Raw genomic sequence first — 21659 nt, forward strand, 5'->3', positions numbered from 1 at the left:
CAGATTCGGAGTTCGGCGATATCGGCAGATTCGCTTTATTACGAGAGGTTCGGACCGGTGGCGTTAAATAAGCGGCATCGCCGTATTTGGTGCGCGTGTCAGTGGTGCGGCGGGCGATCCATGCGCGCCTGGCGCCGGCCCAGCCAGCCACCCGTCGCGGCCCAACCCACGGCAAGCAGCGCGCCGATCAGCATCGCCAATTGCGGGTGCTCGCCCATGACGTCCAACCCACGCTTGACCCAGCCGCTCAGCGCATCGCCGCCACGGTAGACCACCGTGTCTATGAAGTTCTTGGCTTTGTACTTGTCCTCGGCGGGCAGCACGGTGAACAGCATCTCCCGCCCTGGCCGCACCAGTGCGTATTCACCTGCCCGGCGCACCACCATCACCACCACGAACAGGGCAAACACCGGGGCCAGTGCCAGCCACAAGAAGCCGGCAGCCATTATCAGCGGCACTGTAACCAGCAACACACCGACACCCAGCCGACGGGCCAGACGCCCGGTAAGAAAGACCTGGGTGAGGATGGCCAGGGCCTGCACAACCGTGTCGATCAGGCCGAACACCTGTGTCTGCCGGGTGCGGTCAGTGAAGGTTTCGCTGATAATACGCGCCTGCTCGAAGTACAGGAATGTGCTGACGCTGGCCAGCAATACCACGAACAAAGCGATGCCTAGCAGATAGGGCGAGCGCAGGACGGCGGTGGCGCCGGTAAACGGGTTGCCACCCAGTGGCCGCGCGTCCTGGTGTTTGGTTTGCATCGCAATAGGTTGGCGTGCTCGCCAGCGTTGCAGGAACAGTGTTGCGCCGATACTGCCCAGCAGAAATACCGCCGCCAGCACCAGCAACCCGGCATGGCCGAGCGGCGCCACCAGCAACGTGCCAAGCACGGGGCCACTGAGCCCGCCCAGGCTGGCCCCGGCTGCCAGCAGACCGAACAGCCGCTTGCCTTGGGCGGTGGAAAACAGATCGGCGAGCACGCTCCAGGCCAGCGAGATCGTCAGCAAATTGAACACCGACAGCCAGATATAGAACGCCCGAGCGGTCCAGAGATCGTCAGGGTTACCGGCCAACAGTGCCGCGAACAGCAACAGGTTGCTGGCGAAAAAACCATAAGTCCAAGGCAGGATATGCCTGCGCTGCACCCTGGATGCCAGCCAGCCAAACAGCGGCAGGCACGCCAACGTGGCAATGAAGGTGCCGGTGAACAGCCACTGCAGGTTTTCCACGCCACCGGCAACGCCCAGGGTTTCGCGCACCGGGCGCAGCATGAAGTAACCGGTGAACAGGAGGTAGAACAGCAGCAAGCCGGCGATGACCGCCGGCCCCTCACCAGGCTGAATGTTCAGCCCTTGGTCCAGGCGCCGCCGCCAGGCTTGCATGGTGTCAGGCAAACTGTGTGATCAGCGCCTGTTGCTGCGCTTGGGTGAGCATTGGCTCATGCCCGGCCTTGAGCTGATCGAGCTGGCGGTCAGGTCGACTGGTAGCGGGTATGACCGTGGTCACTGCCGGGTGGCTGATGGCGAACTTGAGAAACAGCTGTGCCCAGCTGCCGATGCCTGCTTCGGCAGCCCAGCCCGGCAAGGCCTGGCCTTTGACCCGGGCGAACAGCCGGCCATCGTCGAAGGCCCGATTGATCAACACCGCAACGCCCTTGTCCTGGCACAGCGGCAGCAGTTCCCGGGCAGCGTCCGGCGCGTTGACCGAGTAGTTGATCTGGATGAAGTCCAGCGGCTCGCTGCGCACGATACGGGCGACGTCGTCGTGGCCACTGTTCAGGTAATGGGTGATGCCGACATAACGCGTCCCACCCTGCTGCTTCAGCTCGCGGGCATAAGGCAGCTGGGTCTGCCAGTCGCGCAGGTTGTGAATCTGCAGCAAGTCGACCTTGTCGGTGCGCAGGCTCTTGAGGCTGCCGGCCCACTGCGCTTGTGCTTCAGCCCGGCTATTGGCGGCGATCTTGGTGGCAAGGAAGCACTGGCGGTGCCAGCCGCCCTCTTCCAGCAACTGGCCGAGAATGCTGTCGGCGCCCCCGTAGTTGGGCGAGGTGTCGATCACCCGGCCGCCGCCTTCGAAAAATGCCTTCAGCACCGTTTTGAGCTGAAGGTATTGGGGCGAACCGCTTTCTACCTCGAAACTGCCCGAAGTACCGGCACCGATCACCGGCAACGCTTCACCGGTGGACGGGACTTTACGGGCCAGCAAACCCGCCGGCACGGCAGCGTGCAGCCAAGGGCTGGCGGCGGCCAGCAACCCCAATGTTGCACCTGCGCGTAGGACTTCACGACGTGCGTACATGGAAAATCCCCCGTCATGAATCGGAAATTTTCAAGCCTAGCCGCTCTGTCCCTTGCCTGCGGGTGTTTCTGTATCTGGATGTTTAGAGATCAGGCCCGCAGCAAGGAGCTCAGATCGACACCCGTCTCGCTCATTGGCGGGCACCAGTAGTAGCCCCCCGTCAGCGGGCGGCTAAAGCGGTACAGCCCGTCGATGATGCCGTCTTCCAGGCCACTCATGCGCCGCAGCTGCACTTCGAATGCCTCGAAACTCTTGCCCAGCGCGACAAAGGCCAGGCCGGCGCCGCGTTGGTCGGCCCAGGCTACCGAGCGACGGACCATGAACGCCTCGGGTTCAAAGCTTTCCTGGGCGGTGCGCTTGACGTGCGCGGACTCGGGAGCGTCGTCGAGTTCCTCGTTATCGCTCAAGCGACGGCCGATGATGTTGTCCTGGTCAGCCTGGGGCAGCGACTTGAAGTATTGCAGGTCGTGCTTCCACAGCTGGAACGCGGCAAAGCTGGCGCCATCTGCGGCAATGGCCGCTTGCACCGCCTCTTCGTCTACCGGGTTTTCGGTGCCGTCTTCATAACCGGTAAGGTCATGGCCGCCCCGGTGCAGGAAGCCATCAACGCTGTCGGCCAGGCCCAGCGCGGGAGCCAGCGCCTGCTCCAGGGCCTGGGCGCGCAGCAGCAGGTCGCCACGTTCGTCGCCACGCAGCCACAGCCACAGGGCGTGTTGGGTGCTGGGGTTCTCCACCGCAGCATCCAGCAGCGGGAACGGGCGCAGGCCTGGTATTTCCCGGCCCAGGGCCTTGGCCAGGGGGGCGCCTACGCCCAGCAGCAACTGTTTGCCATCGACCTGCGGCAGCAAGGCATCCAGCGCGGCAGGCAACGCCTCGGGCGACTGCAGGGTGAAGAACAGGTGACGGGCGTGGGCCGGCACCGGGGTGGCAAGCAGACCTTGCTGGAACGGCATATCAGGCTAATCCTAAGGTAAAAACGGAATGCTACTTCGCCTGCATGCCTGCTGCAATGCGGCATGCAGCCTCGCCAGCCGCTGCGCGTAGTAACAAACGGTTACCAAGAGCTGGCCCTTTGCAATTAGCTATCAATCAAGGCCGACCTACACTGCTTCAGATCCTTCGCCCGAGATCTCCCTCATGACCGCCTCGCCCCTGCTCACTGCGTTTCTGCCGCTTGCACTGGGCATCATCATGCTTGGCCTTGGGTTGTCGCTGACCCTGGCTGACTTCGCTCGCGTGGTGAAGTACCCAAAGCCCGTGGTGGTGGGCCTGGTGTGCCAGATCCTGCTGTTGCCGCTGGTGTGCTTCCTGATCGCCAACGGCTTTGGCCTGGAATCTGCCCTGGCAGTGGGGTTGATGCTGCTGGCTGCTTCGCCGGGCGGTACCACGGCCAACCTGTTCAGCCATCTGGCCCACGGTGACGTGGCGTTGAACATCACCCTGACGGCGGTCAACTCACTGATCGCGATCCTGACCATGCCGTTGCTGGTGAACCTGTCGCTGAGTTGGTTCATGGCCTCGGACCAGGCTATTCCACTGCAGTTCGCCAAGGTCATGCAGGTGTTCGCCATCGTCTTGCTGCCGGTGGCGCTGGGCATGCTGATTCGCCATTTTGCCCCGGCGTTCGCTGCGCGCATGGAAAAGCCGATGAAGCTGGTGGCTGCGCTGTTCCTGGCCTTCACCATCGTCCTGGCACTGGCCAAGGACTGGCAGACAGTGGTCGAGTACGCACCGGTGGTGGGCCTGGCGGCGCTGCTGTTCAACTTGCTGAGCCTGACGGTGGGCTATTGGGTGCCGCGGCTGTTGAGCATTCCCAAGCGCCAGGCGATTGCCATTGGTATGGAAATTGGCATCCATAACGGGACCTTGGCGATTGCCCTGGCGTTGAGCCCTTCGCTGCTGAACAACGCGACCATGGCGGTGCCGGCTGCGTTGTACAGCTTGATCATGTTCTTTACCGCGGCCGGGTTTGGCTGGTGGGTGAGCCGCGGGCATGTGGCGGCAGAGCCCAAGGGTGAAACCGTGAACTGACGTCACCCAATGCCCGGCAGGTGCCGGGCGTGCCAGGGATGCGTCACGATTGGCTGCGCCTGCTGCGCAGTTGCTGCTTCAACACCTTCAGCGGCGGCGCATAGAAGAACCCGAACGACACGCTCCCCGTGCGCCCCTTCACCGCATGGTGCAGGCGGTGTGCGCGGTGCAGGCGTTTCAGGTAGCGGTTGACCGGCCGCGGCTTGCGCGGCCAATGCCGGTGAAAGAAACCGTCGTGGGCCAGTACATACAGTGCGCCATACCCTGCCACACCACCGCCTACCCACTGCAAAGGCGCATAACCACTTTTGCCCAGCGCCACCAGCGCCGTGGCGATCAGCCCCAGGGCCACCAGGTACAGGTCGTTGGTTTCGAGCATGCCCAGGTGTGGCTCATGGTGCGATCGGTGCAGCCACCAGCCCCAGCCATGCATGATGTACTTGTGAGCCAGCGTACCAACGCCCTCCATGGCCACCAGGGTGCCGAACAATATGGCGAGATTGAACAGCATGGAACGGTCCGGGTGATGGCAAAGGAAGGCGCAAGGTTACCGGCTGCCCAGGGTTTTTTCCATGTGGGCGTGACCGGCAGCAGGCCGTTCACGGATGAAGCCATTGTCATGTGTTTGCCCTTGACCTGCTCTGCCCTGCGGCGTATGGTCCGCGACGCAATTTTGCCTTCCTCAACAGGAGACCTGCCTTGGACAGTAGCCCCAGTCGCTTGCGACAGGCCCGCGTGGCGCGCTAGCCCGGCAGTGTTCTGCACTGTCTGGCCGTGCTGGCAAGACGGTGGTTTCCTGTAACCCCCGCTTCTCCTTCCCTCCTCGTGGTCCTGCGCAATTTTCTGGTTATTTCAACCGCGCCAACTGATGGCGTTCATGCGGGCGTGTGCCTGCGGAAGAGGTTTGCTATGGATTGGAAAGTATTTCTGCTGCGCGTCAGCATTGCCCTGGTGCTGGGGGCGCTGATCGGTGCCGAGCGGCAATTGCGCCAACGCCTGACTGGGCTGCGCACCAATGCGCTGGTCAGTACCGGTGCCTGCCTGTTCGTATTGATGACCCAGGCGGTGCCAGGCATGGCGCCTGCCGATGCGTCGCGCGTCGCAGCCTATGTGGTGTCGGGCATCGGCTTTCTCGGCGGTGGTGTCATCATGCGCGATGGTTTCAATGTACGTGGCCTGAACACCGCGGCCACCTTGTGGTGCACGGCTGCGGTCGGCGTGCTGTGCAGCCTCGGGCTGATGATGGAGGCGGCACTGGGTAGCCTGGTGGTGCTCTGCGCCAACATCTTGTTGCGTGATATCGCCCAGCGCCTCGACCGTCAGGATGTAGTGCCGGCCAGCGAGGTGGAACAGCATTTCGAAGTCCGCATCGTCTGCCGCGGCGAGGATGAGATCCAGGTGCGTAGCCTGATGTTGCATAGCCTGGGCGACCCACAACTGCGCCTGCAGTCGTTGCAGAGCCAGGACCTGGACAACCCTGCGCGCCTGGAAGTGCGCGCCGAGCTATTGGGCACCGCGCAGGCATCGGCGCAATTGGAGCGCCTGGTCAGCAGGGTCAGCCTGGAGAAAGGTGTAAGCTCGGTGCGCTGGCAATTACAGCCGCAGGTGCTGGCGACGGATTAGAACGACAGGAGTGACTCATGCTTATCCGCCCTACCCTTGACCGGGACATCACGTCGCTGCCGGACGTCGAGCGCTCGGCAGCCCAGGCTTTTGTCAGTTGGCCGGCACTGGCCTGGCTAGCGCAAGGCGAAGTCATGGATTGCGCGGCGCACAGGGCTTTCGTCGAGGCAGGTGGTAGTTGGGTGGCGCAGGACCCGGCTGGGCGCATTGTGGGTTTTGCCTGCGCCCGGCTGGCGGATCAGGCATTGCACCTTCATGAGATATCGGTGCGCCAGGAGGCCCAAGGGCAAGGTGTCGGGCGCCGGTTGCTGCAGCAAGTGGTCGATGCAGGCCGCAGCGCCGGTGTACGCGAGCTGACGCTGACCACCTTTGTGGATGTGCCTTGGAATGCGCCGTTCTATGCACGTTTCGGGTTCGAGATGCTTCAGGAAAGCCGGCTTTGCGAACGACTCCAAAGCATCCTCGCGAGCGAGCATGCTCACGGTCTCAGTGGGCGTTGTGCAATGCGCCTGGGGCTTTAGCGTTTCATCGCGACGCATGGCGCCTGCGCAATCTCCATCCAGGTCAGCAACCCTGCCCCGCCGCCACACTACCCGCCACGCAATACCCGTCCCGCCCCTGCTGTTTGGCCTGGTACAACGCCCTGTCCGCCGCCGCGACCAGCGCCTCGGCAGTGACGCCCTCCCGCGCCAGGTCGACCACCGCGACCCCGGCACTGAACGATACCCTCCCCAATGGGCTAGCGGCATGTTCCAGTGCCTGTCGGCGCACCAGCTGCTGTAACTCCTGCACCAGCAGTTCCGCCCCGCGGCCATCGGTATCGGGCAGCAACAGCGTAAACTCCTCCCCACCATAGCGCACCGCCAGATCGGCCGGCCGTTTCAAGGCCTGCTGCAGCACTTCGGCAAAGCGTCGCAAGCACTGGTCGCCAGCCGGGTGACCGTAGCGGTCGTTGTAGGCCTTGAAGTAATCCAGGTCTAGCATCACCAGCGCCAGGGGGTAGCCTTGGCGCCGTGCACGGCGCAGCTCAGGTTCGAACACCCCATCCAGCCGCCGACGGTTGCCCAGCCCGGTAAGGCTGTCGGTCAAGGCCAACGCTTTCAGCGTCTGATGCGCCTGGAGCAGCGCCCGCTCGATGGCGATCCGCTCGCGCAGTTGGCGCAGCACCACCCCGCCAAACGCTGCCAGCCCTACCAACAACAGCAGCAATACCGCCACCGACTTGATCGCATCGTACCGCCAGGGCGCGACAATGGATTCACGCGACAGCCCCGCCTCCACGACCAACGGGTAGCTGGACAACGCGCGGTAGCCGTACAGCCGAGGTGTACCATCGACGACCGCTACCGCCTCCACTACCCCTTCTGTGGCATACGGCAAGTGGTTGCGGAAGATCTCACTGTTGGCAAGACTTCGGCCTATCACCTGTTCCACGAACGGGCGCCGTACCAGCAGGGTGCCGTCGCGCTTGGCCAGCACCAGCGCGCCGCGCTCGTCGATCTTGAAGTCGCCGTAGTAACGCACGAACCACGCCACTTTGATGGTGCCAAGCAGTACACCGGCGAAGCGGCCGTCGGCATACTCCAGGCGCCTGGAAATAGGAATGATCAGGTCGCCGGTGGAGCGGCTGCGCACCACCGAACCGATACGTACACCGGGGTCGGTATGGCTGCGGTGATAGACGAAGTAGTCCCGGTCGGCGTTATTGGCGTTGGGTGGGATGGCCGCCTGATCAGTGACGATCCAGCTGCCGTCCGGGCCGTAAACGAAAAGCCCGTGCAGCTGCGGCATGATGCTTTTTTGCTGCGCCAGCAAGGCATGCAACCGCGGCCGGTCGATGTGATCGAAACCATCGCCTTCCAGGCGCTCGGCCAAGGCCGCGGTAATGGCGTCGACCTGGCGGATAGCGTCTTCAGCGTGCTGCGCCGTGGCCCGAGCCAGGTTGCTGACCATGTTCTCGGCGTTGTTATAGGCAACACGGTAGTCACGCCAGATGCGCCAGCCTTCCACCAGCACGAATGCCAGCATCACCACCAGCATGAACGCCAGTACCAGGCGGAACAGCGGCACCGCGCGCCCCTCGCCACTGATGGCGAAAACCCCATCGTTATCCTGTTTCCGGGCTGCGCACATTGGATTCCCTGGCCATACCGCGTTCGCCGCCTTTCACTATAGTTCAGCGTCGATCGGCCGGAACCGGCGGCAAAAAAGATTAAACCTTTGCCACGCCTCAACCCTCAACCGTACGCGACATTGAGGTCGCGCCACGGTTTAAAGGAGTGAAGCATGAAGAGTCTCTTCATCAGACGCGTTGGTTTTTCCATGGTGTTAGGCCTGGCAGCGGTGCACGCAATGGCCGCGACTTCCGATGATTTCGTTGATGCGGCCACCGAAGCCGGCATTGCCGAAGTGGTGACTGGCAACCTGGCTCAGGAGAAAAGCCAGAACGCCGAGATCAAGGCATTCGCCCAGCAAATGGTCACCGACCACACTCAGGCCAACCAGAAACTCGGCGACATTGCCCGCAAGCTGGACATTTCCGTGCCGGATGAGGCCGCCATGACCGACAAGGTCAAGAAAATGATCCTGGAATGGCGCGATGAGTCCTTCGACAAGTCGTACCTCAACAACCAGGTAGACGCTCACGAAAAAGCGGTGGAGCTGTTCAAGAAGGAGGCTGCATCGTCCGACAAGGCTGAACTGAAGGCCTTTGCCAGCGAAACATTGCCCAAACTCGAACAGCATCTGAAGCATGCCAAGGCACTTCAGTCCAAGCACGGCAAGTGAGGCCCCACATGAGTAACGATGCATTGAAGACCGAAGTACTTACCCGTCTGCTGCATGCGCACCCCGAAGGGCTAGGCAAGGAAGTGCTGGACAACTACCGCGGCGAAAAGGCGGTGGCCGGCATGCTCAAGACATTGCAGGAAGCCGGTTTGATTCACGACGGTAGCGTGGCGGTAAGCAGTGATCACCAGATCAGCGTGCACTACCCGATCAAGCTGTCGGCGGCGGGCGTAGAGGCCGCCAGGCGCGCCGAAGGCTGACCGTTGCCTGTTGTGGCCGTCGCCGGCAAGCCCGTTCCCAAGGGATAGCACATGGCTTGCCGGCGATAAAGGCCAGCAATCAGGAAAGACAGGGAAGAAACCACCCGCCAGGAAACGTCTGATTAATCTGCGAGCGGGGCCAACTGCGCTCGACACTGCGCCAGCGCCTCGTCGCGTGCCTTCAATTGTTCCTCAAGCCACTGCAACTGCCGCGCCTGCTCGGCGCACACGTCGCGCCTGGTTTCAAGGTTCTGGGCTTGCACATCCAGCTGCCGGCGCATCTCTTCGCTGGCGCCTTGTGCCTGGGCCAGGATCGTGCGCAGGCCTTGGATCTGCGCATCGCGTTGTTCCAGCAACTCATCCTGCGCCCGGCATTCACTGGCCGCCTGACGATGCTCTCCCAGCAAACGCTCATTGTCACGGTGCAAGCGGGTAAGTTCGTCCTGCTTGACGATCATGCCCTGCTGCATCTGGCGTAATTCCACCTGCATCTGCTGCAACTGCGCTTCGTGGCGGCGCTGTTCCTGCTCACGCTGTTCACGGCTGGCATTGCGGTAGTGCTCCAGGGCGTCGCGGGCATGGCGGTGCTTGTCCTCCAACGATTTGACCTGCTCGTCCTTGTCAGCCAGGCGCACCTGCAACTCACCCAGCGACTGGTTGAGGCTGGCACTGCGCAGCTGTTCGGCTTGCAGCGTGCTCTGCGTGGACAACAGTTTTTCTGTCTCTGCAGCCAAAGCCGCTGCATCGATCTTGTGTTGCTGGTGCGCTGCAGCCAGTGCCTGCTGGGCGATTTCCAGCTGCGCCTCCAGCGTCTCGCGCTGTTGCGTGAAGGTGCTCTCGGCCTGCTCGATCTTCAGGTCGGCCTCGTCCTGCAGCTGGGTTGCCAGTTGCCCAACCAGGCGGCTCAGCACATCACTCAGCGCGACCCCGCCTTCGGAAGCCACCGGCTGCTGGCCGTTCAGTTCCTTCAGGTAGCGGTGAATCGTGGTTTTGGAGCCGGTATTGCCCAATTCGATACGTATGGCATCGATGCTGGGGTTCTCACCCCGGGCGATCAGTGCCTGACGCGCCTGCTGCACTACCACCTTGTTGATGCCGCCACGGGCCATGCTTGCTCCTACGATTTTGTACTGTGTTATGTAACATGTAATTACGTACCGATTATGGCGATAGAAAACCCCTCCTGCAAACATTTCCTCAGGTGGAATAATCACGGCTTATCGTATGTGAGCGGTAAAATCGCTTGGATTCAACTGGCGCAGCAGCGCTCATGACTGAATCTGTGAACAATCGCGAACTGAAGGCTCTGATACAGGCGAGCGGACATGTTGGTGATAATGAGCCGCTACATGGGCACCCGCATGCGCTCAATGAAGTGCAATCCAAAGCGTGGTTTACCCAGACTGTTTGATCGGCCCAAGCACCAACAGCACAACATCATCGAGCGCATGTCTGGCTGACTGAAGGGAACCACCGGGTCGTGACACCCTTCGACAGGCTTACGAAAAGCTATGCCGCAGTTATCTCGCTGGCTTGTCCATGCGGTGTTTGCGACATCTGCATTCGTACAGAGCCTAGAAATGCACCTTGATCAATGCACTCAACGCGTTCTGATCGGTCGGAAAACCGTGGCTGTCTTCGATGCCATATTTGTCGGACCAATAGTCCCACTCGATCCCCGCATAGAAACGCGCCGGCGCTTGCCCCATCGCCTTACCAACGTCGTACTTGATCTGGGGGTTGAAGTGGAAACTCTTGGCTACATAGTTCGAGGTACCCTTCGTGCCCACATCATTGACGTACCACTCCAGATAACCGTCGAACAAAATGTCTGAGCGCCCGAGCGGTATCGTCATCGCCCAGGTCGGGTTGATCTGCCACTGTCCAGACGCTTTGCCGGTTATCCCATCGGGCTTGCGGTAGTAAGTGTTCAGTGAAAAACGATCAAAACCAGGCAGGTTCAGGTCAACAGCGGGCCCAAGCAGGTACTTTCGATTGCGCCCTTCTCCGCGCTCATAGGTGGCAGCGATCAACACATCCTTGACGATGCCATAGCTAAGACGGTGGCCACTGATTTTGCCCAGCGACAGTCGCGGTGAAAACTCGCCGTAATAGGTATAGCCATCGTTGCCGGACAAGCCGTTGGACCACTTGTTATCGACGAACAAGAACATGTCGCCCCAGGTCCAGCCACTGGCGTGCTCAAAGGTGATGGTTTGCTGGATATCGTTGCCGGTGCCATCGACTTTATAACCGTGCCCGTAGAGGTAGCTGAGGCTGTTGTTGCTCCACATCAGCGGATTCGCCTGGGCACTGCCAGTGGCCAGCGCGCAGAGTGGGACGACGCTGTGAAGCAGCCAGGAAAGAGCGTTCGGTTTCATTTGCATCCCTTGGGTCGTGATTGTTGGTTTTCGCCAGCAAGGGTATGCAGCAGCGGACGACCTCTCCTCTGGCCCCGGCTCATGCCGAGGCGCCACCCTTGCCGGGGGAGCGGCGCGAGGCCGCCAGAGCAATGTCCCATGCCAACTTTTGGCACTGACCGCTTCTACTCGAGTTAGCGCAAAGCAGGGCGCGTGCCAACTAATCGGATACACGTAATTTGCTTATTGTGAGCAATCCTCAGGATCAATGAACACCATCCCATCAGAACATTGCGCACTTTATTAGTGCTCAATCGGTACGTTCTGCACCTTCTCAACTCACGCGTCAGTCCAGGCCCCCTCGGATGCGGGTCGCTACACCGCAAAGTCAGCGGCTTCATGAAATTGGCATGCTTCTGGCTTCTTGTATCAGCGAGTAGAAGCGGTCAGTGCCAGGCATGGCATGGGGCATTGCTCTTGCGTCCTTCGGGGCGCACATCCGAGCGGATGTTTGAACGAGGCTATGGCAGCCCCGGGCAAGAGAGCAATGTCAGTCGCCAGGTCACGCCCTTTTGCTTCGCGACTTCATTCTCTTCCCACGTTCTCTCCGCCCGGCTCCTTCGCTGTCGCGCTATCCGGCGCACGGTGGTTTTTGAATCGGGGTGAAGAACACATGATGAAAACGCGTTTGGCCTTGGCTCGCCCGCTACGCTCGCTGTTGGCAGCAGCGTTGCTCCCCACCACGCTGACGATCGCTCCGCTGGCGATCGCTGGCGACAAAGTCGTGTTGCTGACCTCTTGGTATGCTCAGGCCGAACAGGGCGGCTTCTACCAGGCACTGGCCGATGGGTTGTACGAAAAGGAAGGCCTGGATGTGTCCATCCGCATGGGGGGACCACAGGTCAATGGCATGCAACTGCTGGTCAGCAAGCAAGCTGATTTCATCGTCAACTATGACCTGCAGATTCTAAAAAGTGTCGAGCAAGGCCTGCCAGTGGTCGCAGTGGCTGCGCCCTTCCAGGGAGACCCGCAAGGGTTGATGACCCACGCGGACGTCAGCGGACTTGATGGGCTTGGCGGCAAGCCTGTGCTGGTGTCCACCTCGGGCCAGCAAACCTGGTGGCCTTGGCTGAAGGGTAAATATCAATTGGCTGACAACCAGGCGCGGCCTTACACCTTCAACCTGCAACCCTTTCTAGCCGACCCGCAAACCACACAACAGGCGTATGCCAGCTCGGAACTGTTCCAGGCGATAAAGGCAGGCGTGACCCCTAACTTTTTCCTCTTCGCAGATGCCGGTTATCCACCCTACGGATCCACCGTGGTCACCCGTCAAGACATCATCGCTCAGCACCCGGAGCGGGTAGCAGGTTTCGTGCGCGCGTCCATGGAGGGTTGGAAGCGCTATCTGGATGACCCCAGCGCCGGCAATGCACTGATCAAGCGCGACAACCCCAACATGACCGATGAACTGCTGGCCTGGGGCGTCTCGACCCTCAAGCAGTACCGCCTGGTCACCGGTGGAGAGGCTGCAACCCAGGGGATCGGCACCATGACGGACAGCCGCTGGCAAGCAACCCGCGACTTCATGGTCGAGGCGGGTCTGCTCGGTCCCGACGCACCTTGGCGCAACGCTTACACCACGCGCTTTGTGCAAGACCTGAAGGTACTCCCTGAGGCCGAACAGGTCGGCAGCCGCTGAACACCCTAACAAGCTCAACGCTGTGAGGAATCCTGATTATGTTGGTTACCAAACAACCTGTATTGCGCCGTTTCTGGTATGCCCTGCTCCCTATGACAGCCCTCGAAGACGGCCCCAAGCCATTCACCCTGCTGGGTGAAGCGCTGGTGTTGTGGAAGCGTCCCGATGGTACCCCGGTGGCAATGCGGGACCGCTGCTGCCACCGCACCGCCAAACTGTCCAAAGGCTTCGTCAGTGCTGAGGGCAATATCGCCTGCGGGTATCACGGCTGGGAATACGACTGCACCGGCACCTGCGTGAAGATCCCGCAGAATCCCACCGGCGCTATTCCTCCGGGTGCCGCGGTGAAGGCTTATCACTGCCAGGAGAAGTACGGCTATGCCTGGGTCAGCCTGGACGCCCCGCTACAACCGATCCCTGAGTTCCCGGAAGACGGCGCCCCTGGTTACAGACGCATCTTCCAGTTTTACGAAGAGTGGAAGACCAGCCCGCTGCGGGTCATGGAGAATTCCTTCGACAACTCGCACTTTTCCTTCGTGCACAAGGCCAATTTCGGCTTGTTCGACCAGCCGCAACCGGCCAGTTACGAATTTCGCGAAACCGATTATGGCTTCGAAGCCGAGACCCGCGTGCCGATCCGCAACCCCGAGGCAAGCTTCCGTATCACCGGTACCACCGAGCCAATCACCCAGCGGCACCTGCTCAACCGCTATTACCTGCCCTTCTCTCGGCGCTTTGGCTGCATGTATCCGGACAGTGGCATCCATCACATCATCTACAACTGCGCCACGCCCATCGACGACAACCGACTGATGCTCGTGCAGTGGTTGTATCGCAACGACAGCGAAGAGCAATGCTCGACCCAGGAACTGATCGACTGGGACGCGGCGATCACAGCCGAAGACCGCGACATCCTGGAAGCCACCGATCCTGACGCCTGTGTCGACACCCGCCGCAGGGTGGAACTGCACATGCCATCGGACAAGCCTGGGTTGGTTATTCGCCGGCAACTACTGGGTCTGCTTGAAGCCCATGGCGAGAGCGAAGTGTTCCTCAGCCACTGACACTTGCCCAACGCCCCGGTGCGCCGGGGCATTCACCACCGCTCATGACCCACGGGGAGAGCGCTATGTTGATGCAGACCCTATCCAAGGCCGGCGTCCAGCCGCAGGCCCTGCCGAACACCCTCGGTGTGGACACCCCTTTGTTCGCCAATCAGGTGGAAAAAACCTACAGCAATGGCACCCATGCCTTGAGCCGCGTGAAACTGGCGATTGAACGCGGCGAGTTCGTCTCGCTCTTGGGCCCGTCGGGGTGTGGCAAAAGCACCCTGCTGAAAATGTTCGCCGGGCTCGAACAGCCCTCCGCCGGCCATGTGCGCTGGTGGGGCAAGGATGCCCCGGGTACGGACCACCACACAGGCACACCGGGGCGCAGTTTGGCCATGGTGTTCCAGGAAGCCACCCTGATGCCATGGGCCAAAGTGCACGACAACGTGCGCTTGCCCCTGGACTTGGCTGGCGCCCCCAAGGCCCAGAGCCAGCCCAAGGTGCAAGCCGCCCTGGAACTGGTGGGGCTGGGCAAGTTCGGCGACGTTTACCCGCGGGAGCTCTCCGGCGGTATGCAGATGCGCGCCTCTATTGCTCGGGCATTGGCCACCGAACCCAATCTGCTGCTGATGGACGAACCCTTCGGCGCCCTGGACGAGTTCACCCGCAACAAGCTCGATAGCGACCTGCGCCAGCTCTGGCTCCAGCGCGACCTGACGGTGGTATTCGTGACCCACAGCATCTTCGAGGCGGTGTACCTGTCTTCGCGGGTGGTCGTGATGGGCGCGCGTCCCGGTCGAGTGATCGCCGATGTAATCATCGACGGCCCACGGGAACGCGACGAGGCATACCGTACTTCGCCGGCTTTCATCGAGCAATGCGCGCACCTGTCCCGACTCCTGGCCCAGGCCAATGGCGACCCTTCCTGAGAGCATCATCATGAGCCGACCCTCTACTCCCTGGCTACGCCACCCTTCTGTACTACGCATCGCTTCACCACTACTGGTTGGCGCCTTGCTGCTCGGCGTCTGGCAACTGGCATGCATCGCCTGGAAAGTCCCGGTGTACCTGGTACCGTCACCGGCCGATATCGGCCGCACCCTGGTCGCTGATGGCCCGATGCTGCTGGGGGCACTGTGGATGACCCTGAAGATCACCTTTCTGTCATTCGCCCTCGCCGTGATCATCGGCACGCTGGCGGCGTTCGTGTTCGTGCAGAGCCGCGTCGTGGAGGCCAGTCTGTTTCCCTACGCGATTCTGCTGCAGGTCACGCCGGTGGTGGCCATCGCGCCGCTGATCATCATCTGGTGCAGCGACACGACCTTGGCGTTGGTGATCTGCGCCACACTGGTGGCGATCTTCCCGATCATCGCCAACACCGTCCTGGGCCTGCGCAGCGTCAACCCTGGCCTGCTCAACCTGTTCCACCTGAACCGTGCCAGCCGCTGGCAAGTGCTGTTGCGCCTGCGCATTCCCAGCGCCTTACCGTGCTTTTTCGCTGGCCTGCGCATCGCCAGCGGCTTGGCATTGATCGGCGCGGTGGTGGCCGAGTTCGTCGCCGGTACGGGCGGCACGGGTGCGGGCCTGGCCTATCAGATCCTGCAGGCGGGATTCCAGCTCAACATCCCCCGCCTATTCGCCGCCCTGGTGTTGATCGCCCTGACCGGCGTGGCGCTGTTCAGCCTGATGGCGTTGCTGGCGCGCTTGAGCCTGCGCCACTGGCACGAAAGCGAACTGGGCTGACTTCCATGCAAAACGCCGTACTGCCTATGGAGACGAACATGAAACACAGCAACAGCTGGCTGATCCGTAACGCCAGCGCCATCCTCACTGGCCTGCGCGGCGGCGCCGCGCGCCATGTCGGGCCGGACATCCGCATCACCCAGGGGCGTATCGCCGCCCTGGGCTCGCTGCAACCGTTACCAGGTGAGCAAGTGCTCGATGCCACCGATTGCGTGGTGTATCCAGGCTGGGTGAACACCCATCACCATCTGTTCCAGTCCTTGCTCAAGGGCATTCCCGCTGGCATCGACCAGAGCCTCGGTGCCTGGTTGGGGGCCGTGCCCTATCGCTATCGCGGGCTGTTCGATGAGCACAGTTTCCGCTTGGCCGCACGGGTCGGGCTGGTGGAGCTGGCCCGCTCCGGCTGCAGCACGGTGGCCGACCATCATTACCTGTACTTGCCAGGCATGGCCTTCGACAGCGCACAGATCCTCTTCGAAGAGGCCGAGCGCCTGGGGCTGCGCTTCGTCCTTTGCCGGGGCGGCGCAACCCAGGTACGTCAGGCTGAAGGCCCCGCGACGGCCGGACCTGAGACCCTCACGCAGTACCTGGACGATGTTCAGCGCTTGGTGCAGGTCTACCATGATCCCGCCGATGATGCCTGGCGCCGTGTGGTAATGGCGCCGACCAGCCCGCCCTACTCAATGCCGCCCGAGCACCTGCGGGAGACCGCCCGCACCGCACGCCGCCTGGGCATCCGCCTGCACAGCCATCTGAGCGAAACCGTGGAGTACCAGAACGAAGTCCATGATCGCCACGGCCTCTCGCCCGTGGTGTTCTGCGCGGAGCAGGAATGGCTCGGGCCGGACGTGTGGTTCGCGCACCTGGTCAAGCTGAGCGCCGAAGAAATCCAGCTGCTGGGCGCCACCGGCACCGGCATCGCCCACTGCCCACAAAGCAATGGTCGGCTTGGCAGTGGTATCGCAGATATCGTTGCCATGGAGGCTGCAGGCATGTCGGTTTCGATCGGCGTGGATGGTGCTGCCTCCAACGAAGCCTGCGACATGATCAGCGAAACCCACGCCGCCTGGCTGATGCAAAGGGCCAAGGCCGGCGAACGCGCCATGGCCCGCCATGCTGGCGGCGATCTGGAGGGCGGTGCCCATGTCGCCAGCGTGGAGGACGTTGTGCGCTGGGGCACAGCAGGTGGCGCCCAGGTGCTGGGCCTGGACGCCATCGGCACGCTGCAGGTCGGCATGGCGGCGGACTTGGCGATCTACCGCCTCGATCAGCCCCGCTACTTCGGTCTGCATGATCTGGGCATCGCGCCAGTGGTAGGCGGTGGCCGTCCGACACTGCGGGCATTGCTGGTGGGCGGCCGCCTGAGCGTGGAAAACGATGCGCTTCCTGGCTTGGACCTCGCCGAACTGGGCAGCCAGGCACGGCAGGCTGTACTTCGCCTGCAACAGGCCGCGGGAGTACGCGCATGAGCTGGACGCCTCTGCAGGTGCGGGCCCTGCGCCTTGAAGCCGACGACGTACTAGGTGTGGAACTCGCGCCGCCAGCTCCAGCTCCCCTACCCTTCGACTGGGCACCCGGCGCTCATGTGGACCTGCGCCTGGGCAATGGCGTGGTACGCCAATACTCAGTGGTCAGCCTGCCCGAGGACGGTCATGTCTACCTGGGCATCAAGCGCGAAAAAGCCTCCCGCGGCGGCTCGCAATGGCTGCACGAGCACCTGCGGCTGGGTGCCCGGGTGGAGGTGGGCCTGCCGCGCAACTTCTTTAACCTGCAACCTGGCACTGGACAGGTCGTCTTGGTGGCCGCAGGCATAGGAGTCACGCCACTGCTCGCCGTGTACCGGCAATGCCAAGCGCAAGGTCGGTCGGTGCGCTTGCTGTTTTTCACCCGCGATGCCAAACAGGTGCCTTTTGTCCAGTACCTCGATGCGAATACCGAGGTTCATGCAGGCTTGCGCGCCCCGATGATCGCCGGGTACCTGGAGGAACACCTGCCGGCCTGGGACGGCAGCGCAAGCCTCTATTGCTGTGGCCCTGCAGGTTTCATGGATTGTGTTGAGCACGTCGCGCTGGCAAGCGGCTGGCCAACCACGGCGCTTCATCGCGAACATTTCCAGGCCGCAGAGCCCACCTTGCACGTCGAGCGTCACTGCACGCTGGTGCTACAGCGCAGTCGTCTCCAGGTCGAGGTGCAACCGGGCGAAAGTTTGGTACAAGCAGCATCGCGGGCTGGCGTGGAGCTACCCGTGTCATGTGGGATAGGTATCTGCGGCGCCTGTGTCAGCCGGGTCATCGAGGGGCAGCTTGATCACCGCGACGAGTACCTCAGCGATGCCCAGCGCAACAGCGGAGAATGGATAACGCCCTGCGTATCGGGCTGCCACAGCGCCCGGTTGGTGCTGGACGTTTGACCATCGCCCGCAGCTGCCCGACGGCCAACGGCTGACGGCAGCTGCGCACGCCCGCTCCTTTCGCCCATGGCTTTGTCCCTAATCGAAGATCGCTACCGCCCGGACGAAGCCGGCTGAGGCATGCCGGATCTTGTAAGGGAAGCAACTTACCAGAAACCCATCCGCCGGTAGCTGCTCCAGATTGGCCAGCTTCTCCATCTGCCCATAGCCGATATCACGCCCGGCCTTATGGCCCTCCCAAATGATCGAGGCGTCGCCCGTTTCACTGAAGCGTTCGCGGGTGAACTTGAATGGCGCATCCCAACTCCAGGCATCGGTACCGACCACCCTCACCCCGCGCTCCAGCAGGTACAAGGTCGCCTCGCGGCCCATCCCCACTCCGGCTTCGAGATAGCCTGGCTGGCCGAACAAGCTGCCCGCGCGGGTGTTGACAAGCACGATCTCCAGCGGCTGCAGCTCATGACCAATACGCGCAAGCTCCGCCTCGACCTGCGCCGCAGTGACCACGTGGCCATCCGCCATATGACGAAAATCCAGCTTCACCCCCGGCTGCAGGCACCACTCCAGCGGCAGTTCGTCGATGCCGAAGGCCGGCTTGCCACCGTCGGTGGTGGATGCGTAGTGCCAGGGCGCGTCCATGTGAGTACCGCTGTGAGTGGTGATCTGCAGGCGCTCCGCCGCCCAGGACTCGTCGCCCGGCAGGTCCTCCTTGCGCAGCCCGGGAAACATCGCGGCCATCTCCGGCCAACCCTGCTGATGATCCATATAATCGATCTTCGGCAGCAAAGGTGGCGGATCAGTGTAAGGGTTGTTGTCCAGGGTGACAGACAGGTCCAGCAAGCGACGTGTGTTCAAGCTCATACGAGGATTCCTTTGCGGATGGCCGCGCGACGGGTGTGGCGCGGCGGCAAGTCGAGGGCATTACGCAGCAGCCCGGCCACTGAACCGTCGTGGCAGAAGCCCAGTTCGCGGGCAAACGAGGTACGCAACGGTGGGTAGCGGCCAAACAGGCTTTCGAGCTGGGGATCGGGGGCGAAGGTGATGCGCTCACGGTTGGCCTCGCCAACAACAGCCGCCAGCCCGTTCAGCACCTGGGCGATGGTCAAATGCAGCACGGGCAGTTGCCAAACCCGCTGGCTGCCCGGGTCTTCCAGCTCGGCGGCGTGCAGCAGGTTGTCCACGCAACAACGGGCCGACATCCACCAGGCGCTCGCTTCGGGTGACACCGGGCAGGTGTAGGCCTCCCCGGCCACATAGGCGTGCAACAGGTCGCTCATGAACGCCGAGCGCAGACCATTCGGCTCGCGCGGGCGAGCAACGATACCGGGCAAGCGCAAGGCGCGGCCGTCAACCTCGCCACGGCGGGCAAGGTCCTGCAACGCGATCTCCACCATGCGTTTGTGCGCCGCATAGGACAGCTGGGGCGACGCTGGCTGGCCTTCGTCCATGCGCGTCGGCAACTTGCCGCCGTACACCGCGACGCTGCTGGCGTACACCAGCACCGGTGGACAGAGGGGATTACGCAGTTGGTCGAGCAGCTCCAGGCTTGCTTGCAGGTTTACCTGGTAACCCCGTTCGTACTGCGCCTCGGCAGCGCCGCCAGGCACGCTGACGAGATGGAAGACCACGTCGACACCGTCAGCCAGCACTCGACGCAGCAAGGCCGCGTCAGTGACGCTACCGTGATGGCGACGCAGGCGCGCGTCTTCGGGCAGGCCATCCAGTGCCTGATCCAGCGCCAGCAGTGCCTCGATTCGCCGCCCGCGCAGCTCGCCCAGGTCCAGCAGGCGCTGCACCAACTGGCGCCCGACGAAGCCATTGGCCCCGGTGACCATCACTCGCATGGCCAGCCTCCCCGCACCACGCGCTGGTCAATCGCCCCGAACAGCACCTCGCCCTCGGGCCCGCGAGCCTCCATGCGCACCCGGTCGCCAAAGCGCATGAAGGCCGTGCGCGGCGCACCGCAGGCGATGGTTTCGATGGCGCGGCGCTCGGCGATGCACGCCGAGCCCACGCTGCGCTCGGCGTTGGACACGGTGCCGGAGCCCAGTAGCGTGCCCGCACTCAAGCGTCGCGTCAGCGCCGCATGGGCAATCAACTGGTGGAAACCGAAGTGCATGGCGCCGCCATGCGGATGGCCGAACCACTCGCCGTTCCAGTGCACGTGCAGCGGCAAGTGCACCCGGCCGTCGCGCCAGGCCTCGCCGAGTTCGTCCGGGGTGACCGCGACGGGCGCGAAACTGCTGGCGGGCTTGGCCTGGAGAAAGCCGAAGCCGGTCTTCATTTCCCGCGGTGCCAGGGCCCGCAGGCTGACATCGTTGAGTTGCAGGATCAGGCGAACATGCTGCAAGGCCTGCTCCGCCGGGCATCCCATGGGTACGTCATCGAGCAACACCGCGAACTCGCCCTCGAAGTCGATGCCGTGGGCCTCGCTGGGCAAGGGAATGTCCGCGAGTGGCCCGAGAAAGTCGTCGCTGGCACCCTGGTAAATCAGTGGTGTGTGCTCGACGCCTTCGATCGGGTCCAGGTTGAAGGCCTTCTGCATCAACGCGCCATGGCTGAGGAAGCACGAGCCATCCAGCCATTGGCTGGCACGCGGCAGGGGCGCAGCCAGTCGAGCGAGGTCGAGCGCGAAGGCACCCGCAACCGCATCGTCGTTGAGCTGCTGATACAGAGCCTGCAAGCGGGCTTCGACCTGGGGCCAGTTTTCCAGCGCGACCTGCAAGCTGGTGGCGATGTCGCTGGCATCGACCGCATGCCCGAGGTCACGGGCCACCACCAGCAGGCGACCATCGCGGCTGCCGTCGTCGAACGTGGCGAGCTTCATGGCAGCAGCTCCTTGAGCGTCTCGGCATAACGCCCATCGAGCAGGATGAAGACCATCCGGGCCATCTGTTCGCTGCGGTTGCTCCAAGCGTGGTTGGTACCGCGCTGGACCACGATATCGCCCCGTTTGAGGTGGACTTCGCCATCGTCCAGCACCAGCCAGACCTCGCCCTCGGTAACGATGCCGTAGTCCAGGGTTTCGGTGCGGTGCATCAGCTTGTGCTTCGAGTCGGCTTTGCCCGTGCCGGCACTCGCCTCGCCGATCTCGGCGAAGGCAGCGGCTGCATCTTCGGCACTGACCTGGTTCTGCACGCTGTCAGGCGGTATGTCCACCACGCGAATCACGCTGCCCAGCGGGCCAGGGCTCAATTGCAGCGGCTGCGCTGTCGGATCATTGCCGTTGTCCAGTGTCGCCGGGCTGCCGACACTGTTCCAGACTTCGTAGAACAGGGTGCCAGGCACCGCCTTGAGTGGGAAGTTGTTCGGTGTCGGGCCGCAACTGGCGACGACCGCCTGGCCCTCGGCATCGTGGCCGGTGACTACACGTTTGAATGCAGGAAGCGATTGCAT

At 62.6% G+C, this 21659-nt stretch carries 22 protein-coding genes; 11 read left to right on the forward strand and 11 right to left on the reverse strand.

Annotated features, from left to right (window positions below; all coding sequences use genetic code 11):
* Positions 1 to 98 precede the first annotated feature (98 nt).
* The 3 genes from LMH93_RS13815 to LMH93_RS13825 form a co-directional block, all read right to left on the reverse strand.
* Entirely contained in the window at positions 99 to 1382 is a 1284-nt protein-coding gene (locus LMH93_RS13815) for an NTP/NDP exchange transporter (protein ID WP_230064264.1), read from the reverse strand.
* A gap of 4 nt (positions 1383 to 1386) precedes the next feature.
* Positions 1387 to 2298, reverse strand: a complete 912-nt coding sequence (locus LMH93_RS13820; RefSeq protein WP_230064265.1) for an aldo/keto reductase — start codon at positions 2296 to 2298, stop codon at positions 1387 to 1389.
* Positions 2299 to 2387: 89 nt separating this feature from the next.
* Positions 2388 to 3251 carry a Dyp-type peroxidase gene (locus LMH93_RS13825; protein ID WP_060537320.1) on the reverse strand — a complete coding sequence of 288 codons (864 nt, stop codon included), beginning with the start codon at positions 3249 to 3251 and terminating at the stop codon, positions 2388 to 2390.
* 184 nt (positions 3252 to 3435) lie between these two features.
* Between LMH93_RS13825 and LMH93_RS13830 the strand changes: the two genes are divergently transcribed.
* Positions 3436 to 4329: a bile acid:sodium symporter family protein gene (locus LMH93_RS13830; RefSeq protein ID WP_004374448.1), complete on the forward strand. Its 894-nt coding sequence runs from the start codon at positions 3436 to 3438 to the stop codon at positions 4327 to 4329.
* A 43-nt stretch (positions 4330 to 4372) separates the two neighbouring features.
* Here LMH93_RS13830 and LMH93_RS13835 read toward each other — a convergent pair whose 3' ends face one another.
* The gene (locus LMH93_RS13835; RefSeq protein ID WP_004374446.1) at positions 4373 to 4840 is read right to left on the reverse strand and encodes a sterol desaturase family protein; all 468 of its coding nucleotides are present in this window, start codon (positions 4838 to 4840) and stop codon (positions 4373 to 4375) included.
* A gap of 398 nt (positions 4841 to 5238) precedes the next feature.
* Here LMH93_RS13835 and LMH93_RS13840 point away from each other — a divergent pair, with 398 nt between their 5' ends.
* Together LMH93_RS13840 and LMH93_RS13845 are read left to right on the forward strand one after the other, a co-directional pair.
* Positions 5239 to 5952 (forward strand): MgtC/SapB family protein, encoded by a 714-nt coding sequence (locus LMH93_RS13840; protein WP_185280339.1) that lies wholly within the window; start codon positions 5239 to 5241, stop codon positions 5950 to 5952.
* A 17-nt stretch (positions 5953 to 5969) separates the two neighbouring features.
* Positions 5970 to 6473, forward strand: coding sequence for a GNAT family N-acetyltransferase (locus LMH93_RS13845; RefSeq protein WP_185280338.1), 504 nt, complete (start codon positions 5970 to 5972; stop codon positions 6471 to 6473).
* Positions 6474 to 6516: 43 nt separating this feature from the next.
* On the opposite strand, the gene LMH93_RS13850 is transcribed toward LMH93_RS13845, so the two are convergent.
* Complete coding sequence (locus LMH93_RS13850; RefSeq protein ID WP_054888316.1) at positions 6517 to 8085, reverse strand: sensor domain-containing diguanylate cyclase; 1569 nt, start codon at positions 8083 to 8085, stop codon at positions 6517 to 6519.
* 153 nt (positions 8086 to 8238) lie between these two features.
* Between LMH93_RS13850 and LMH93_RS13855 the strand changes: the two genes are divergently transcribed.
* Entirely contained in the window at positions 8239 to 8739 is a 501-nt protein-coding gene (locus LMH93_RS13855; protein ID WP_064614440.1) for a DUF4142 domain-containing protein, read from the forward strand.
* 8 nt (positions 8740 to 8747) lie between these two features.
* Positions 8748 to 8999 carry a hypothetical protein gene (locus LMH93_RS13860; RefSeq protein ID WP_004374436.1) on the forward strand — a complete coding sequence of 84 codons (252 nt, stop codon included), beginning with the start codon at positions 8748 to 8750 and terminating at the stop codon, positions 8997 to 8999.
* 122 nt (positions 9000 to 9121) lie between these two features.
* Here LMH93_RS13860 and LMH93_RS13865 read toward each other — a convergent pair whose 3' ends face one another.
* Both LMH93_RS13865 and LMH93_RS13870 read right to left on the reverse strand, forming a co-directional pair.
* Entirely contained in the window at positions 9122 to 10108 is a 987-nt protein-coding gene (locus tag LMH93_RS13865) for a DNA-binding protein (protein WP_004576245.1), read from the reverse strand.
* Between the two features lie 465 nt (positions 10109 to 10573).
* Positions 10574 to 11380 carry a membrane protein gene (locus LMH93_RS13870; protein ID WP_019751605.1) on the reverse strand — a complete coding sequence of 269 codons (807 nt, stop codon included), beginning with the start codon at positions 11378 to 11380 and terminating at the stop codon, positions 10574 to 10576.
* 655 nt (positions 11381 to 12035) lie between these two features.
* Between LMH93_RS13870 and LMH93_RS13875 the strand changes: the two genes are divergently transcribed.
* The 6 genes from LMH93_RS13875 to LMH93_RS13900 all read left to right on the forward strand — a co-directional run bounded on the left by LMH93_RS13875 (position 12036) and on the right by LMH93_RS13900 (position 18263).
* Positions 12036 to 13061 (forward strand): ABC transporter substrate-binding protein, encoded by a 1026-nt coding sequence (locus tag LMH93_RS13875; RefSeq protein WP_004576255.1) that lies wholly within the window; start codon positions 12036 to 12038, stop codon positions 13059 to 13061.
* A 38-nt stretch (positions 13062 to 13099) separates the two neighbouring features.
* Positions 13100 to 14125: an aromatic ring-hydroxylating dioxygenase subunit alpha gene (locus LMH93_RS13880; protein ID WP_230064266.1), complete on the forward strand. Its 1026-nt coding sequence runs from the start codon at positions 13100 to 13102 to the stop codon at positions 14123 to 14125.
* Between the two features lie 65 nt (positions 14126 to 14190).
* Positions 14191 to 15039, forward strand: coding sequence for an ABC transporter ATP-binding protein (locus LMH93_RS13885; RefSeq protein WP_083285002.1), 849 nt, complete (start codon positions 14191 to 14193; stop codon positions 15037 to 15039).
* Between the two features lie 85 nt (positions 15040 to 15124).
* Entirely contained in the window at positions 15125 to 15853 is a 729-nt protein-coding gene (locus LMH93_RS13890; RefSeq protein ID WP_029380638.1) for an ABC transporter permease, read from the forward strand.
* A gap of 38 nt (positions 15854 to 15891) precedes the next feature.
* Positions 15892 to 17322 (forward strand): amidohydrolase family protein, encoded by a 1431-nt coding sequence (locus LMH93_RS13895; RefSeq protein WP_070095453.1) that lies wholly within the window; start codon positions 15892 to 15894, stop codon positions 17320 to 17322.
* On the forward strand, positions 17319 to 18263 hold the full coding sequence (locus LMH93_RS13900; RefSeq protein ID WP_230064267.1) for a PDR/VanB family oxidoreductase: 945 nt from the start codon (positions 17319 to 17321) through the stop codon (positions 18261 to 18263). Before LMH93_RS13895 ends, LMH93_RS13900 begins: the two co-directional genes overlap by 4 nt.
* A 78-nt stretch (positions 18264 to 18341) precedes the next feature.
* Here LMH93_RS13900 and LMH93_RS13905 read toward each other — a convergent pair whose 3' ends face one another.
* Genes LMH93_RS13905 through LMH93_RS13920 form a run of 4 tightly spaced genes read right to left on the reverse strand, consistent with a single transcriptional unit; the run spans position 18342 to position 21659 of the window.
* On the reverse strand, positions 18342 to 19124 hold the full coding sequence (locus LMH93_RS13905) for a cyclase family protein (protein WP_014862033.1): 783 nt from the start codon (positions 19122 to 19124) through the stop codon (positions 18342 to 18344).
* Entirely contained in the window at positions 19121 to 20107 is a 987-nt protein-coding gene (locus LMH93_RS13910; protein WP_230064268.1) for an NAD-dependent epimerase/dehydratase family protein, read from the reverse strand. Before LMH93_RS13910 ends, LMH93_RS13905 begins: the two co-directional genes overlap by 4 nt.
* Entirely contained in the window at positions 20098 to 21090 is a 993-nt protein-coding gene (locus LMH93_RS13915; RefSeq protein WP_010954090.1) for a fumarylacetoacetate hydrolase family protein, read from the reverse strand. Before LMH93_RS13915 ends, LMH93_RS13910 begins: the two co-directional genes overlap by 10 nt.
* On the reverse strand, positions 21087 to 21659 hold the full coding sequence (locus tag LMH93_RS13920; protein WP_014862035.1) for a cupin domain-containing protein: 573 nt from the start codon (positions 21657 to 21659) through the stop codon (positions 21087 to 21089). Before LMH93_RS13920 ends, LMH93_RS13915 begins: the two co-directional genes overlap by 4 nt.

The sequence above is a fragment of the Pseudomonas sp. CIP-10 genome (genome assembly GCF_020911845.1).
GTDB classification, from domain to species: domain Bacteria; phylum Pseudomonadota; class Gammaproteobacteria; order Pseudomonadales; family Pseudomonadaceae; genus Aquipseudomonas; species Aquipseudomonas alloputida.